This is a genomic window from Granulicella pectinivorans (genome assembly GCF_900114625.1).
In the GTDB taxonomy this organism is placed as follows: Bacteria; Acidobacteriota; Terriglobia; order Terriglobales; family Acidobacteriaceae; genus Edaphobacter; species Edaphobacter pectinivorans.
This window is the reverse complement of sequence record NZ_FOZL01000002.1, coordinates 303,826-317,782: the sequence shown is the minus strand read 5'-3', so window position 1 is coordinate 317,782 and position 13,957 is coordinate 303,826. Positions and strand designations below refer to the sequence as shown.

Genomic DNA, 13,957 nt, shown 5'->3' with positions numbered 1-13,957 from the left:
TTTTGCCATGTTGATGCCAAAGAAGGTCAAGTATCGCAAGCAGCAGCGCGGCCGCATGTGCGGCAAGGCGTGGCGCGGCAGCGATCTCTCGTTCGGCGACTACGGCCTTAAGGTCATGGAGTGCGGTTACATCACCGACCGCCAGATCGAAGCCTGCCGTATTGCCATGACGCGTTTCATCAAGCGTAGCGGTAAGGTCTGGCTCCGCCTTTTCCCGGACAAGCCGATCACGAAGAAGCCGGCCGAAACCCGTATGGGTAAGGGTAAGGGAGCTCCGGATCACTGGGTTGCCGTCGTCCGCCCCGGCAAGATCATGTTCGAGATGGAAGGTGTGTCTCCTGAGCTTGCTCGTGAAGCGATGCGCCTCGCCGCTCACAAGCTTCCGCTCAAGACCAGCTTCATCATGCGCCACGACGCGGAAGTCAAGTACGCCGCGGCCAACAAGGTCAAGTAAAGCGCTTCAGCCAAACGATTTAGACGTATAGGAAAACGATCATGGAACTCTCCAAGCTTCGCACTCAGACGGACGAAGAACTCAAGGGCACGCAAAACACCGCGGCTGAGCAGCTCTTCCGCATCCGTTTCCAGAAGAGCCTCGGCAACCTCGAAGGCATCAAGCAGATTAAGCCTTTGAAGCTCGACATCGCGCGCGCCAAGACCATCGCCCGTGAGCGCACGCTCGCCGCCGAGAAGGCCGCCAAACCTGCGGTGGTTCGCACCGCTCCCCCCGCAAGCACACGCACCGCCCGCAAGAAAGCGAAGGTCTAACCCATGGCAGATACCCAGGTAGCCACCACTCCCGCCACCCCCGAAGCAGCGGCATCGCGCCGCAACGAGAAGGTCGGCATCGTTGTTTCGACCAAGATGCAGAAGACCATCGCGGTTGAGATCGAGATGCGCAAGGCGCACCCCAAGTACAAGCGCGTCATGAAGTCGAACAAGAAGTTCTACGCGCATGACGAGCAGAACTCGGCACGCGTGGGCGACGTCGTCCGCATCCGCGAGACCAGGCCATTGTCGAAGCTGAAGCGCTGGACGCTCGAAGAGATCGTTCGCCGCTCCTCGCTCTCGCAGCTCTCCGACGCGAAGCCGGTCGTTGCCGCTCCTGCTAAGTAAGCTTTCTCACGATTTCTTGTTGTTCGTTTTTTAGGAGACTCACATGTCAGTACAAATGAGGACCATCCTCGACGTAGCCGATAACTCCGGCGCCCGCAAGCTGCAGGTCATCCTGCCGCTTGGCGGCGGCCTGGGCAAGAAGGCTGGTCTTGGCGATGTCGTCACCGCCGCGGTCAAGGAAGCTTCCCCCGATGGCACCGTCAAGAAGGGCAAGGTCGTCAAAGCCGTGCTCGTTCGCACCCGCAAGGAATACCGCCGCCGCGATGGCACGTACATCCGCTTCGACCAGAACGCTGCCGTCGTGATCAACGATGCCAACGAGCCGGTCGGAACCCGCGTCTTCGGACCCGTGGCCCGCGAACTCCGCGAGAAGAAGTTCCTCAAGATCGTCTCGCTCGCTCCCGAAGTTATTTAGTTCTAAGTTGTAAGTTCCCAGTTGTCAGGAACAACTCAGAACTTACGACTCGCAACTTACAACCGCTTTCACGGAATCCGGCTCCGTATCGCCGAGGAAAGGTATCACCATGGCAACCAAGTTCAAGCCCGTCGTCACCTCGAAGATCAAGATCAAGCGCAACGACCGTGTGGAAGTCATCGCCGGTAAGGACAAGGGCAAGAAGGGCCGCGTCCTGCGCGTCATCGCCGACAAGAACCGCGTTCTGGTCGAGGGTGTGATGATGATGAAGAAGCACGTGAAGCCCAACCCCCAGCAGAACATCAAGGGCGGCATCGCGGAGAAGGAAGCCACGATCCACATCTCGAACGTCATGCTCATCGACGCGGAGGGCAACAAGACCCGCATCGGGATCAAGACGGAAGGCGACAAGAAGGTCCGCGTGGCGAAGACCACCGGAGCGACCATCGCCGACAAGAAGAAGTAAGCAAAACGTTCTAAGTTGTAAGTTCTAAGCTGGAAGTGAAAGCTTAGAACTTACAACTGTCAACTTCCAACTGTTTCAACGGTTCACCCCACGCATCGGTACACGGAGAACATCCCCACCCCGGCACCCGTGGAGAAAGCGAAGTCCATCATGGCAGCACGTTTGAAAGAGAAGTATCACGCGGAGATCCGCGACGCCGTTGCGAAGGAACTGAACATCACGAATGCGATGGCGATTCCGAAGCTCGAGAAGATTGTGATCAACATGGGTCTCGGCGAAGCCACCCAGAACGTGAAGATCATGGATCCCCTGGTTGCCGACCTCGGCGCGATCACCGGCCAGAAGCCCGTGACCACCAAGGCCAAGAAGTCCATCGCCGCCTTCAAGGTGCGCGAGGGCATGCCCATCGGCGCCATGGTCACCCTGCGCGGCGACAAGATGTACGAGTTCCTCGACCGCCTGATTTCGGTCGCCCTGCCCCGCGTCCGCGACTTCCGCGGCGTCTCGTCGAAGTCCTTCGACGGTCGTGGCAACTACACCCTCGGCCTGCGCGACCAGCTCATCTTCGCCGAGATCGACTATGCGAAGGTGGACAAGCTCAAGGGCATGAACGTCACCATCGTGACCACCGCCAAGGACGATAACGGCGCCCGCACCCTGCTCAAGGCCTTCGGCGTGCCCTTCCGCACCGGTAACTAAAAGGCTCTCCGAGCCTTAACCCGATTTTGCAGGTAGAATAGAGAGCAGATATTATGGCAACGACCGCAAAGCGCGTCAAAGACGCAAAGAAGCCCAAGTTCAAGTCCCGCCAGCACAACCGCTGCCAGATCTGCGGTCGTCCGCGCGCGTTCCTCCGGAAGTTCGGCATCTGCCGTCTCTGCTTCCGCGGCCTCGCGCTCAAGGGCGAGATTCCGGGCGTCGTCAAGTCGTCCTGGTAAGGAATTTCAGCCGTTAGCTCTCAGCGAAAGCCGTGAGCTAACGGCTCAAAGCTTCACCATCCATCACTGAGTTGCTGCCCCAGCGGGCGCGCTCCACAACCACCCTCGCAGGTTCTCCATGTCGCTCGGCACGGAGCGAACGGGGGGTGAAGGAGAAGAATGAACCTCACCGATCCAGTAGCCGATTTCCTTACGCGTATCCGCAACTCCATCCGCGCCCGTCACCAGAAGCTTGACGTTCCCGCCTCGAAGCTCAAGGCCGAGATCGCCCGCATCCTCAAAGAGGAGGGCTACATTGCCAACTTCAAGCCGACCGAAGAGAACGGCATGAAGGTCATTCGCGTGTACCTCAAGTATGGCCCCAACAACGAGCCTGTCATCCGCGACCTCAAGCGCATCTCGCGCCCCGGCTGCCGCGTGTACCTCGGCCGCGATGAGATCCGTCGCGTGCAGGGTGGCCTCGGCATTGCGATCATGACCACCCCCAAGGGCGTCATGACCGGCCGCCAAGCTCGCCGCGAAGGCGTTGGCGGAGAGATCCTCGCCGAAGTCTGGTAATCGCCTGCCGCGGATGGGCGTCGATGTTCGTCCGCGGCGGTATTCCTCAAGATCAAAGATGTACCCGGGAGCCCAAGCCTCCCAGGCTGCAGTGGAACGGGGCATACCCCCGGGACTCGCAAGCCCATAAGGATTCGAAATGTCTCGTATTGGCAAGAAGCCCATCGCTCTGCCCGCCGGCGTGAAGTACACCGTTGCGGATGGCGTCGCCACCGTGGAAGGCCCCAAGGGCAAAGTGACCGCGCTGATCCCGGCCGGCATCACCCTCGTCACCAAGGATGGACAGCTCCTCGTGGAGCGTGAGAACGACAAGCAGGCAGCCTTCCATGGCCTCGCCCGCTCGCTCGTCTTCAACGCCGTCACCGGCGTCACCACCGGCTGGACCAAAGACATCGATATCGTCGGTATCGGATACCGCGCCGAACTCAAGGGCAAGGAGATGGTCGTGTTCACGCTCGGCTACTCGCACCCCATTGAGTTCCCGCTGCCCACCGGCATCGATGTCACCGTCGACGCCAAGCAGACGCACCTCGTCGTCTCGGGCATCGATCGCCAGAAGGTTGGCCAGGTTGCCGCCGACATGCGCTCGCTCCGTAAGCCGGATCCCTACAAGAACAAGGGCGTCCGCTACACCGGAGAGAAGCTGAAGAAGAAGGTCGGCAAGACGGGCGCTAAGTAAATTTTAGGGCGGTCGCATAGAGGTCCTGCTGACCTTTATGCGACTTCATCCCAGCACTATCAACCGAACGTCCCCAGCACTCTGGGTACGCCACTAGGAAGGAAAGCGAATCATGATCAATCCACGCGAACGTAATGTCATCCGCAAGCGCGTCCACACCCGCATCCGCGAGAAGATGTCCGGCACTGCCGCGCGTCCCCGCCTCAACGTCTACCGCTCGCTCAACCACATCTACACCCAGCTCATCGACGATCTCAACGGCGTAACGCTCGCCGCAGCTTCGTCCATGGGTGTCAAGGGTGAGGACAAGGTGTACGGCGGTAACGTCGAAGCCGCTAAGCTCGTCGGCAAGCTCATTGCAGAGCGCGCCATCGAGAAGGGCATCAAGAAGGTGGTCTTCGATCGCGGTGGTTATCTCTACCACGGTCGCGTCAAGGCCCTCGCCGAAGCCGCCCGCGAAGCCGGGCTCGATTTCTAAGTATTCTCCACACGAAGTGGTCAAAGGATTCCATATATGGCAATGAAACCAAAGCTCGATGCGAACCGCCTCAACCTCAAGGATGAGGTCGTCTCCATCAATCGCGTCACCAAGGTCGTCAAGGGTGGTAAGAACATGTCGTTCGCCGCGCTTGTCGTGGTGGGAGATCCCGGCGAAGGTATCGTCGGCTACGGCTCCGGCAAGGCGAAGGAAGTTCCCCAGGCTATCCGCAAGGGAATCGAAGCCGCCAAGAAGAACCTGCACAAGGTCAACCTCACCGAGACCACCATTCCTCACCAGGTGCTGGGCCACTTCGGCGCAGGTTCGGTGATGTTGAAGCCGGCTCCTGAAGGAACCGGAATCATCGCCGGCAAGACGGTTCGCGCCGTCATGACCTCGGCCGGTGTGCAGAACGTGCTCACCAAGAGCCTCGGTTCCGCCAACCCGCACAACGTCATCAAGGCTACGTTCGACGCTCTCATCCAGCTTCGCAACAAGGCCGAAGTCGCCGCTCTGCGCGGTAAATCAGTAGACGAACTCTAAGCCGCTGGGTTTAGGAATTCAAAGGAGTCTTACCATGGCAGATATCGCCAAGATCAAGCTGCAGTACTTCCGCTCCATGATCTGCACGCCCGTCAAGCACAAGCTCGTCATCAAGGGCCTGGGCTTCACGCGCCTGAACCAGATCGTTCTGCGCGAAGATTCCCCCTCGATCCGTGGGATGGTGGCAAAGGTGCCCCATCTCGTCCGCGTCGTCGATTAGTTCTAAGTTGTAAGTTTTCAATTCAAAGTAAAGGCCTTGCCTCACCACTTAGAACTGACGACTTACAACTTCTCACATGCGAGTCGGCTTGCAACAGCCGGCGTTATAGCGAGGAATACAATGGCAAATCGTAATCTCTCCAATCTGCGCGCTCCCAAGAAGGCGAATGAAAACAAGAAGCGCATCGGCCGCGGTATGGGCTCAGGCATGGGTAAGACCTCGACCCGCGGTCACAAGGGTCAGGGCTCCCGCTCGGGTTCGTCCCTCATGCGTGGCTTCGAAGGCGGTCAGATGCCCCTTCACCGCCGTCTTCCCAAGCGCGGATTCACCAACATCTTCCGCGTGGAGTACCAGGTGCTCGGTCTCGACCGCATCGCCGAGGTAATCGCCGAGACCGGCGACGCGTCCGAACTCACGCTCGCCCGCATCATCTCGCTGGGCCTCCTCCGCAAGAAGGGCGCGCTCATCAAGGTTCTGGCCAACGGTGAGCTCACCACCGCGGTCACCGTTCACGCCCACAAGTTCTCGGCGACTGCCAAGGCAGCCATTGAGAAGGCCGGCGGACAGGCCATCGTCATCGCGTAGTTCTCTGGAACGAGTTAGACTAGGCTCATCCAGTTCTGAGACACAAGGCAAAGCGGGGGCTCCTTTCGGCCATACGGCAAAAAGATGGCCCTCGCCCCGCCGCTTAACCACAACAGCAAACCATTCGTACTCCGAGGTCTCCTTCTCCGATGTTTGAGAAATTCGCCAACATCTTCCGCATCCCAGACCTCCGCAACCGCGTGCTCTTCACGCTTGGCCTGCTTGCCGTCTATCGCCTCGGCGCACACATTCCCACCCCTGGCATCAACGCCGACCTGCTCGCCCAGTTCTTCAATCAGAACTCCGGCTCCGCGCTCGGCCTGGTCGACCTCTTCTCGGGCGGAAACCTCCGCAAGCTGACTGTCTTCGCGCTCGGCATCATGCCCTACATCACCGCCTCCATCATCTTCCAGCTGCTCACCGTCATCTATGAGCCGCTTGCGAAGTTGCAGAAGGAAGGTGAGATGGGCCGCCGCAAGATCACGCAGTGGACCCGCTACGTCACGGTCCTGCTCGCGATCGTGCAGTCGTTTGCCATCGCCTTGACCCTGACCAACACCTCGACCGGTCAGTCCATGGTCACCATCGGCAAGTTCGCCTTCATTCCGATGTGCGTGATCACCCTGACGACCGGCACCGCCTTCATCATGTGGCTGGGTGAGCAGATCACCGAGCGTGGTATCGGCAACGGTATGTCGCTTCTGATCTTCACCGGTATCGTCGTGGGCCTGCCCCGTGGCGTGCAGGAGCTCTACACCAAGGCCACCACGCAGGCCTGGGGCCCGCTGACCCCGCTCATCATCATCCTGCTCGTTGCAGCGATGATCGCGGTGGTAGCCTTCATCATCTTCGTCGAGCGCTCGGAGCGCCGCATTCCGGTGCAGTACGCCAAGCGCGTCGTCGGCCGCAAGATGATGGGCGGACAGACCATCCATCTCCCGCTGAAGGTCAACTCCGGCGGCGTCATGCCGGTCATCTTCGCCAGCTCCATCCTCTCGGCGCCCCTGCTGTTCTCCGGCATGAGCTTCTTCGGCTCCGGTCCTCTGCGCGATACCAAGATCGTCGGACCCATCCTCGCCGCACTCGCACCGGGAGAGCCCTGGTACGTCCTGCTGCAGATGGTCGCGATCGTCTTCTTCGCGTACTTCTACATCTCCATCGTCTTCCGTCCCGATGACATCGCCGACAACATGCGCAAGAACGGTGGCTTTATCCCGGGCATTCGCCCCGGAAAGCGCACCTCGGACTTCATCAACGATGTCCTCACGCGCATCACACTCGTCGGCGCGATCTACCTGATCATCATCACGACGATCCCGACGCTGCTGATCAGCGGTATCCACTTCAACCACTTATTCCTCATCGGGCCGATCTTCGACCATCTCCCGGCCGCCTTTACCCAGGGCCTCGGTGTCAACTTCTACTTCGGCGGCACCTCGCTGCTCATCGTAGTCGGTGTCGCCATGGACACGGTCAACCAGATCGAATCGCAGCTCATCATGCGCCACTACGACGGCTTCTCGCCCAAAAGCGGTCGCATCAAGGGCCGTCGCAGCTGGTAGTCGTTTCGTCTCTGTCTTTCTAAAGGGGCACGGCGATAAGCCGTGCCACTTTAGCGTTTAGCGTTTCTTTTTCGGCATTGTTTCGAGGTATGCACGCTTTGACTCTCGCTTCTTCCGATTTCGTCCCCGGCCCCCTGCTCCTTCTTGGAGCACCAGGCGTCGGCAAGGGAACCCAGGCCCAGATCCTGGTCGCCGAATACGGCATCCCGCAGATCTCCACCGGTGAGATCCTCCGCCGCAACATCGCTGAGGGCACCGAACTCGGCCTCAAGGCGAAAGACCTGATGGCCGCCGGCCAGTTTGTGGACGACGACACCGTCAACGGCATGGTGCGCTCGCGCCTCGCTGAACCCGATGTCCTCCGTGGGTACATCCTCGACGGATACCCCCGCACTCTCGCTCAGGCCAACTGGCTCGACGCTCATCTCGCCGCCGCGCACGCCACCTCGGAGCTTCCCCTGGTGGCCGTCAGCATCCAGGTCGACGAGACCGATCTCCTTCATCGCATCACGGGCCGCCGCATCTGCCCCACCTGCAAGTGCAGCTATAACATCTACTCCCAGCCCCCCCTCGTCCCCGGCATCTGCGACCACGATGGCGCCGCGCTCATCCAACGTCCTGACGACACCGAAGAAGCCTTCGAGCAGCGTATGAAGGAATACGCCGCCAAGACCGTCCACGTGATCGACCACTACCGTGGTCACGGCCGTTTCGAAGAGGTCGACGGCTCCCAGCCCATCGAGGCGGTCACCGCTGCCATCCACACCGCGCTCAAAAAGCTCCGCGGCCAGAAAGAAGAGTAATCATGGCCATCATGATCAAGTCCCCCTCCGAGATTGAGAAGATGCGGCACTCCGGCAAGCTTCTCCGCGAGGTCCACAACACCATCGCCCCCTACGTCGTCGAGGGCGCCACGACCATGGACCTCGAGAAGATCGCGCAGGCCAAGATCGACCAGCTCGGCGCCATCGCGGCTTTCAAGGGCTACCACGGCTTTCCCGCCGCGCTTTGCACCTCGCTCAACCAGGAAGTCGTGCACGGCATGCCCAGCGACAAGACTGTCCTGAAGCAGGGTGACATCCTCTCCATCGATTGCGGTCTCATCGTCGGCGGCTTCTATTCGGACGCCGCCGTCACCTACGCCATCGGCACCCCCACCCCCAAGATCGCCAAGCTCCTCGAAGTCACGCAAGCCTCCCTCGAAGCCGCCATCGAAGCCGCCCAGGTCGGCGGACGCCTCTTCGATATCTCATGGGCTGTCCAGGAGATGTGCGAGAAGGCCGGCTTCGGCGTGGTCAAGGAGTTCGTAGGCCACGGCATCGGCAAGCAGATGCACGAAGACCCGCAGGTCCCCAACTACGGTTCCAAAGGCAAGGGTCCCCGCCTGAAAGCCGGCATGGTCCTCGCCATCGAGCCGATGATCAACGCCGGCAAGCCCGAAGTAAAAGTCCTCGAAGACGGCTGGACCGCAGTCACGGTAGACGGCAGCTACAGCGCTCACTTCGAACACACCGTTGCCATCACCAACAACGGCCCCCAGGTCCTGACTCGTTAGCGGCATATTATTAGTGCATGGACGATAAGTCATGCTCGATATTTATCAGTCACGCTGCGGTAGATGAGGCTTTAGCCGTCTCTCTAAAGGGGTCGATCGAGAAGGCCTTGCCTGGACACAAGGTATTCGTGTCCAGCGACCCAACTGACCTTAAGCTCGGCGACGAGTGGATTCCCAAGATTCTCCGATCCTTGGAGACTGCACAATTCGTTCTTGTGCTCGCAACAGAAAGAGGCCTCAGTCGTAAGTGGGTTTGGTTCGAGGCGGGTCGTACATGGTTCACCGGGGTTACAATGTTGCCGTGTTGCGTTGGTCGGCTCCGAAAGAGTCAATTGCCCGCTCCATTCTCAAGCCGTATGGGCGCAAACATCGATGATCCCGCCGATCTAAAAAGTGTTTTCGAATCTCTGCGCCTCCATTTTGGAGAGTTGGCTGAACTTCCCGATTATGAGGATCTCGCTAAGACAATGATTCGCCTTGATGTCCGGGCGGAAGAGCGCAATAAAATACTCGATGATCCCTTTATGGTGGAACGGCTTAGAGACCTCAATGACACCATGAGCAGGCTGTCGCCCGCGGAGCGCGAGACTATCAGACAGTTTGTGATTCATCGGGAGCTCAGTACGGCAGGTGTGAAAATGAAGGTCAAGAATTCTGGTATTGATATGGCGAGATGGTCAGTTCCCGACCATCTCGTACAGATCACTGGATGGATTAGCCCTAAATCTGGAAATAAGCCCTATGACGACATGCAACTAAATGTCTATTCAATCAACCCTGAGATGCTGCCCTTGCTGACTACCTATTTTCTCGCGAAAGATTAGTCCTACAAGTTCTTGGAACGATTTGACAATTCTAGAATCCCCATGACGATGCACAATCCGGCCAGCCCAGGCGAGCTCCTCCGTGAGTTCCTCGGCGACAAAACTGCCACCGAACTCGCGGCCCACATCGGCGTAGCCCGCGCCACCATATCCCGCGTCCTCAATGACCGCACTGCCGTGACGGTCGACCTCAGCATCCGACTCGGCGAAGCCCTCAAGCTCTCCCCGGACTTTTTTTCCAAGGCCCAGCTCCAGCGCGACCTCTGGCTCGAATCCCAGAAGGATCGCCCCAGAATCAAACCACTCGCTGCGTGACGAAACTCGAATTCCGCGATACTATAGAAGATGCTGTGCAGAGTTGCGTCAACTCTCTGCCAACCATGAGGCCGATCCCACCCCCGAGGGGCGGGGAGGTGGCCTCAAAAAGGAGATCGTTTGTCGAAGGAAGATGCAATTGAAGTCATGGCGGTAGTCGTTGAGACTCTGCCGAACGCGCTGTTCAAGGTCGAGCTTGAAAACAAGCATCAGGCCCTCGCACACGTCTCCGGACGCATGCGCAAGAACTTCATTCGTATCCTCCCCGGCGACCGTGTCGCGATTGAGCTCAGCCCATACGATCTCAACCGTGGCCGCATTGTTTACCGCTACAAGTAAACAAACGTCCCTCCCGTTCTATCCAGATAGCCAGTGAAGACAGGCTTTCAGGCAAGCCAGGGCTCACGCCTTGGCATGCATCACGTTTGTAGGCACCACCGTAGCTTCAAAAAGAAACGAAGGAACAGACAATGAAGGTTCGCGCCTCCGTCAAGAAGATTTGTGACAAGTGCAAGGTCATTCACCGCCACGGCGTTGTGCGTGTCATTTGCGAGATCAGCAAGCACAAGCAGCGCCAGGGCTAATCGCCCTCGCTGCAAACTGCACGACCCGGCCCCGAGAGGCTAGTTAGCCGAAGTCAAGGCTTGCGTTGAACCCCTCGGACTCACCCGCAAACCCTCCACCCCGCTTCCCGGCCAAGCCCAGAAGCCCAACCTAAAGGAAACCCCATGGCACGTATTGCTGGAGTCGATGTCCCTAACAACAAACAGGCGCGCATCGGTCTCACCTACATCTTCGGCATCGGCGATTCCCGCGCCGCCAAGATTCTCGCAGAAGCCGATATCGATCCCATCGCGAAGATCGGTACGCTCGACGAGGATCAACTCAATCGCATCCGTCAGGTGATCGAAGCCCAGGGCCAGATCGAGGGCGATCTCCGCAAGGAAATCTCGCTCAACATCAAGCGCCTGATTGAGATCCAGTCCTACCGCGGTCTCCGTCACCGCCGTTCGCTTCCCGTCCGCGGACAGCGCACCCACACCAACGCCCGCACTCGTAAGGGCCCGCGCAAGGGTACCGTTGCCGGCAAGAAGAAAGCGACGAAATAAATGGCGAAGACACAGAATCAGCAGAAGTCCGGCAAGGCTGCAGCAGGCAAGGGCAAGAAGTTCAAGAAGCGCGAACGGAAGAACGTTCCATTCGGCCTTGTCTTCATCCAGGCGACCTTCAACAACACCATCGTCACCATCACCGACCAGGTTGGCAACACGCTCTCCTGGAAGAGCTCCGGCTCGCTCGGCTTCCGCGGCTCCCGCAAGGGAACCCCGTTCGCCGCGCAGCAGGCAGCCCAGAACGCCGCCAACGCGGCTCGCGATCACGGTCTGCGTGCGGTCGACGTGCGCGTCTCGGGTCCCGGCTCCGGCCGTGAGTCCGCGATCCGCGCCCTCGCTACCGCCGGTATCGACGTTCGCTCGATCCGCGACGTTACGCCGATGCCGCACAACGGCTGCCGTCCGCCCAAGCGCCGTCGCGTCTGACAAGCAGTTCTACGTTGTAAGTTGTCAGTTCTAAGTTGGGTAACCTCCGCTTTGAACTGGCAACTTGCAACGGTCAACTTCTACCTTTCACTGGATCGCGACGAAGGGTTTGCCGCCCGTAAAACGATCGACATAGCAACATCAGGAGATTCAAATGGCTCGTTACACAGGACCCGTCTGCCGCATGTGCCGTCGCGACGGAACGAAGTTGTTCCTCAAGGGAGCAAAGTGCTTTACCGAGAAGTGCCCGATCGAGAAGCGCAACTTCCCCCCTGGCCAGCATGGCCAGTCCCGCAAGGTGAAGAAGGTTGTCGGCTACGGTCTGCAGCTCCGTGAGAAGCAGAAGGCCAAGCGCATCTACTTCACGCTCGAGACCCAGTTCCGTGCCTACTACGAGAAGGCTTCGAACCGCACCGGTGTCACCGGCGAACTCCTGCTCCAGCAGCTTGAGACGCGCCTCGACAACGTGTGCTATCGCCTCGGTCTTGCTACCTCGCGCCGTCAGGCCCGCCAGGTCTGCCGCCACGGTCACGTCCTCGTCAACGGCAAGAAGGTGAACATTCCTTCCTACCAGTGCAAGGTGGGCGACGAGATCTCGGTCAAGGAAGGTTCGCACAAGCTCGCCATCCTCGAGGAGTCCAAGAACTTCGCTTCTGGCCAGCGTTCGGTGCCATGGATCGACATCAACCGCGACAACTTCTCGGGCAAGATCATCAGCCTGCCGAAGCGCGAGGATGTCAACCTGCCCGTCAACGAGCAGCTCATCGTCGAACTGTACTCGAAGTAAAGAAAAAGCTCCTCAATAAAAGGCTTTGCTTTCGTTCGAAGTCCGACGGTAAGTTCATTCTTTCGAAGACTTTACCTGTTTCACCCGGGAGGGGAGTGCACGCTGCACTCCCCTCCACCACAATCTGAACCGCAACCGAACCACCCGCCGGATTCGCAGAATGCTTCGCGACCAGGACGGAAGAAAGGTACACCCATGCTTTGGAGAGGTTTTCAAAAGCCCAAGCGCCTCGCAGTCGATAACGAAACCCTGACCGACAAGTTCGGCAAGTTCTCCGCCCAGCCCTTTGAGCGCGGCTTCGGTACGACGATCGGCAACGCCCTTCGCCGCACCCTGCTCTCGTCCATCGAAGGCGCGGCCGTCACCGCCGTCCGCATCGAGGGCGTCCTGCACGAGTTCCAGTCGATCACCGGCGTCGTCGAAGACGCGACCGACATCATCCTGAACCTCAAGCAGATCCCCTTCAAACTCAACGGCGAAGGCCCCAAGGCTCTCTACCTCCGCGCGGATACCGCCGGCGTGGTGACCTCGGGCTCCATCGAGGCCGATGGCGACGTCGAGATTCTCGACAAGGATGTCTACATCTGCACCATCTCCGAGGGCGGCAAGATCGACATGGAGATGCGCCTCAAGCGCGGCCGTGGCTACATCTCGGCGGACAAGAACTTCGACGCCGACCTTGGCCTCGGATTCATCCCCGTGGATTCGGTCCACTCGCCCGTCCGCAAGGTCAACTACGTGGTCGAAGCGGCCCGTCTCGGCCAGATCACCGACTATGACAAGCTCACCGTCGAGATCTCGACGAACGGAACGATCCTTCCCGCCGACGCTCTTGGCCTCTCCGCGAAGCTGCTGAAGGATCACATGACGATCTTCATCAACTTCGAAGAGGAGATGGAGGCTGGTCACGACGGTCTGCACGACGGCCCCATGATCCGCAACGAAAACCTCAACCGCTCGGTCGAAGAGCTTGAGCTTTCTGTGCGCAGCTACAACTGCCTGAAGAACGCCAACATCGCGACCATCGGCGAGCTCATCCAGAAGACCGAAGCCGAGATGCTGAAGACCAAGAACTTCGGCCGCAAGAGCCTGAATGAGATCAAGGAGATCCTCGCGCAGATGGGCCTGTCCCTCGGCATGAAGATCGACGAGAGCGGCAACCCGGTCCCGGGCCCGACCTCGGTCCTTCCGGCGGCCACCCTGGCAGCCAGCTTTGGCAGCTTCGATGATGAAGATGACGACGAGGACGACGATCTCGACCTCGGCGGCAGCGAGCCCGAAAACTTCTAACTAAGACAGGCGGCGTGGCCTTCTACGGACACGCTGCCTTTTCTACGTAAGAAAAACAGCAGCACCCCAGCACCCCAGCAGTCCCGGT

General features: G+C 59.3%; 24 protein-coding genes. All 24 read left to right on the top strand.

The genetic code is table 11. The annotated features are described in order from the left end of the window. The first annotated feature begins 7 nt into the window (after positions 1 to 7). The 24 genes from rplP to BM400_RS19110 all read left to right on the top strand — a co-directional run bounded on the left by rplP (position 8) and on the right by BM400_RS19110 (position 13,869). On the top strand, positions 8 to 454 hold the full coding sequence (rplP, locus tag BM400_RS19225; protein ID WP_089842839.1) for a 50S ribosomal protein L16: 447 nt from the start codon (positions 8 to 10) through the stop codon (positions 452 to 454). Positions 455 to 495: 41 nt separating this feature from the next. Further along, positions 496 to 768: a 50S ribosomal protein L29 gene (gene rpmC, locus BM400_RS19220; RefSeq protein WP_089842835.1), complete on the top strand. Its 273-nt coding sequence runs from the start codon at positions 496 to 498 to the stop codon at positions 766 to 768. 3 nt (positions 769 to 771) lie between these two features. Further along, entirely contained in the window at positions 772 to 1,116 is a 345-nt protein-coding gene (gene rpsQ, locus BM400_RS19215) for a 30S ribosomal protein S17 (RefSeq protein ID WP_089842832.1), read from the top strand. Positions 1,117 to 1,159: 43 nt separating this feature from the next. Continuing rightward, complete coding sequence (gene rplN / locus BM400_RS19210) at positions 1,160 to 1,531, top strand: 50S ribosomal protein L14 (RefSeq protein ID WP_089842829.1); 372 nt, start codon at positions 1,160 to 1,162, stop codon at positions 1,529 to 1,531. A gap of 109 nt (positions 1,532 to 1,640) precedes the next feature. After that, positions 1,641 to 1,997 (top strand): 50S ribosomal protein L24, encoded by a 357-nt coding sequence (gene rplX / locus BM400_RS19205; protein ID WP_089842826.1) that lies wholly within the window; start codon positions 1,641 to 1,643, stop codon positions 1,995 to 1,997. A gap of 150 nt (positions 1,998 to 2,147) precedes the next feature. Next, positions 2,148 to 2,696 (top strand): 50S ribosomal protein L5, encoded by a 549-nt coding sequence (gene rplE, locus BM400_RS19200; protein WP_089843927.1) that lies wholly within the window; start codon positions 2,148 to 2,150, stop codon positions 2,694 to 2,696. A gap of 53 nt (positions 2,697 to 2,749) precedes the next feature. Continuing rightward, positions 2,750 to 2,935, top strand: coding sequence for a type Z 30S ribosomal protein S14 (locus BM400_RS19195; RefSeq protein ID WP_089842823.1), 186 nt, complete (start codon positions 2,750 to 2,752; stop codon positions 2,933 to 2,935). A gap of 159 nt (positions 2,936 to 3,094) precedes the next feature. After that, the gene (gene rpsH / locus BM400_RS19190; protein WP_089842821.1) at positions 3,095 to 3,493 is read left to right on the top strand and encodes a 30S ribosomal protein S8; all 399 of its coding nucleotides are present in this window, start codon (positions 3,095 to 3,097) and stop codon (positions 3,491 to 3,493) included. Positions 3,494 to 3,632: 139 nt separating this feature from the next. After that, complete coding sequence (gene rplF / locus BM400_RS19185) at positions 3,633 to 4,172, top strand: 50S ribosomal protein L6 (protein ID WP_089842818.1); 540 nt, start codon at positions 3,633 to 3,635, stop codon at positions 4,170 to 4,172. Positions 4,173 to 4,284: 112 nt separating this feature from the next. Next, on the top strand, positions 4,285 to 4,650 hold the full coding sequence (gene rplR / locus BM400_RS19180; RefSeq protein WP_089842815.1) for a 50S ribosomal protein L18: 366 nt from the start codon (positions 4,285 to 4,287) through the stop codon (positions 4,648 to 4,650). A gap of 36 nt (positions 4,651 to 4,686) precedes the next feature. Further along, entirely contained in the window at positions 4,687 to 5,193 is a 507-nt protein-coding gene (gene rpsE, locus BM400_RS19175) for a 30S ribosomal protein S5 (protein WP_089842812.1), read from the top strand. Positions 5,194 to 5,227: 34 nt separating this feature from the next. Beyond that, positions 5,228 to 5,413 (top strand): 50S ribosomal protein L30, encoded by a 186-nt coding sequence (rpmD, locus tag BM400_RS19170; protein WP_089842809.1) that lies wholly within the window; start codon positions 5,228 to 5,230, stop codon positions 5,411 to 5,413. A 120-nt stretch (positions 5,414 to 5,533) separates the two neighbouring features. Beyond that, positions 5,534 to 5,998 carry a 50S ribosomal protein L15 gene (gene rplO / locus BM400_RS19165; protein ID WP_089842807.1) on the top strand — a complete coding sequence of 155 codons (465 nt, stop codon included), beginning with the start codon at positions 5,534 to 5,536 and terminating at the stop codon, positions 5,996 to 5,998. A 149-nt stretch (positions 5,999 to 6,147) separates the two neighbouring features. Further along, on the top strand, positions 6,148 to 7,560 hold the full coding sequence (gene secY, locus BM400_RS19160) for a preprotein translocase subunit SecY (protein ID WP_089842804.1): 1,413 nt from the start codon (positions 6,148 to 6,150) through the stop codon (positions 7,558 to 7,560). Positions 7,561 to 7,649: 89 nt separating this feature from the next. Next, positions 7,650 to 8,363 carry an adenylate kinase gene (locus BM400_RS19155; protein ID WP_089842801.1) on the top strand — a complete coding sequence of 238 codons (714 nt, stop codon included), beginning with the start codon at positions 7,650 to 7,652 and terminating at the stop codon, positions 8,361 to 8,363. A 2-nt stretch (positions 8,364 to 8,365) separates the two neighbouring features. After that, a complete protein-coding gene (gene map / locus BM400_RS19150) occupies positions 8,366 to 9,115 on the top strand; it encodes a type I methionyl aminopeptidase (RefSeq protein ID WP_089842800.1) in 750 nt (249 codons plus the stop codon). Positions 9,116 to 9,132: 17 nt separating this feature from the next. Then, complete coding sequence (locus tag BM400_RS19145; protein ID WP_089842798.1) at positions 9,133 to 9,939, top strand: toll/interleukin-1 receptor domain-containing protein; 807 nt, start codon at positions 9,133 to 9,135, stop codon at positions 9,937 to 9,939. Between the two features lie 42 nt (positions 9,940 to 9,981). Beyond that, complete coding sequence (locus BM400_RS19140) at positions 9,982 to 10,254, top strand: HigA family addiction module antitoxin (protein WP_089842796.1); 273 nt, start codon at positions 9,982 to 9,984, stop codon at positions 10,252 to 10,254. 120 nt (positions 10,255 to 10,374) lie between these two features. Then, the gene (infA, locus tag BM400_RS19135) at positions 10,375 to 10,593 is read left to right on the top strand and encodes a translation initiation factor IF-1 (RefSeq protein WP_089842793.1); all 219 of its coding nucleotides are present in this window, start codon (positions 10,375 to 10,377) and stop codon (positions 10,591 to 10,593) included. A 131-nt stretch (positions 10,594 to 10,724) separates the two neighbouring features. Further along, complete coding sequence (gene rpmJ, locus BM400_RS19130) at positions 10,725 to 10,838, top strand: 50S ribosomal protein L36 (RefSeq protein ID WP_089842790.1); 114 nt, start codon at positions 10,725 to 10,727, stop codon at positions 10,836 to 10,838. A gap of 144 nt (positions 10,839 to 10,982) precedes the next feature. Continuing rightward, the gene (gene rpsM / locus BM400_RS19125; protein ID WP_089842786.1) at positions 10,983 to 11,363 is read left to right on the top strand and encodes a 30S ribosomal protein S13; all 381 of its coding nucleotides are present in this window, start codon (positions 10,983 to 10,985) and stop codon (positions 11,361 to 11,363) included. After that, positions 11,364 to 11,792 (top strand): 30S ribosomal protein S11, encoded by a 429-nt coding sequence (rpsK, locus tag BM400_RS19120; RefSeq protein WP_089842783.1) that lies wholly within the window; start codon positions 11,364 to 11,366, stop codon positions 11,790 to 11,792. 154 nt (positions 11,793 to 11,946) lie between these two features. Then, positions 11,947 to 12,579 (top strand): 30S ribosomal protein S4, encoded by a 633-nt coding sequence (rpsD, locus tag BM400_RS19115; RefSeq protein ID WP_089842781.1) that lies wholly within the window; start codon positions 11,947 to 11,949, stop codon positions 12,577 to 12,579. Between the two features lie 195 nt (positions 12,580 to 12,774). After that, positions 12,775 to 13,869, top strand: coding sequence for a DNA-directed RNA polymerase subunit alpha (locus BM400_RS19110; protein WP_089842778.1), 1,095 nt, complete (start codon positions 12,775 to 12,777; stop codon positions 13,867 to 13,869). The last annotated feature ends 88 nt before the right edge of the window (positions 13,870 to 13,957 follow it).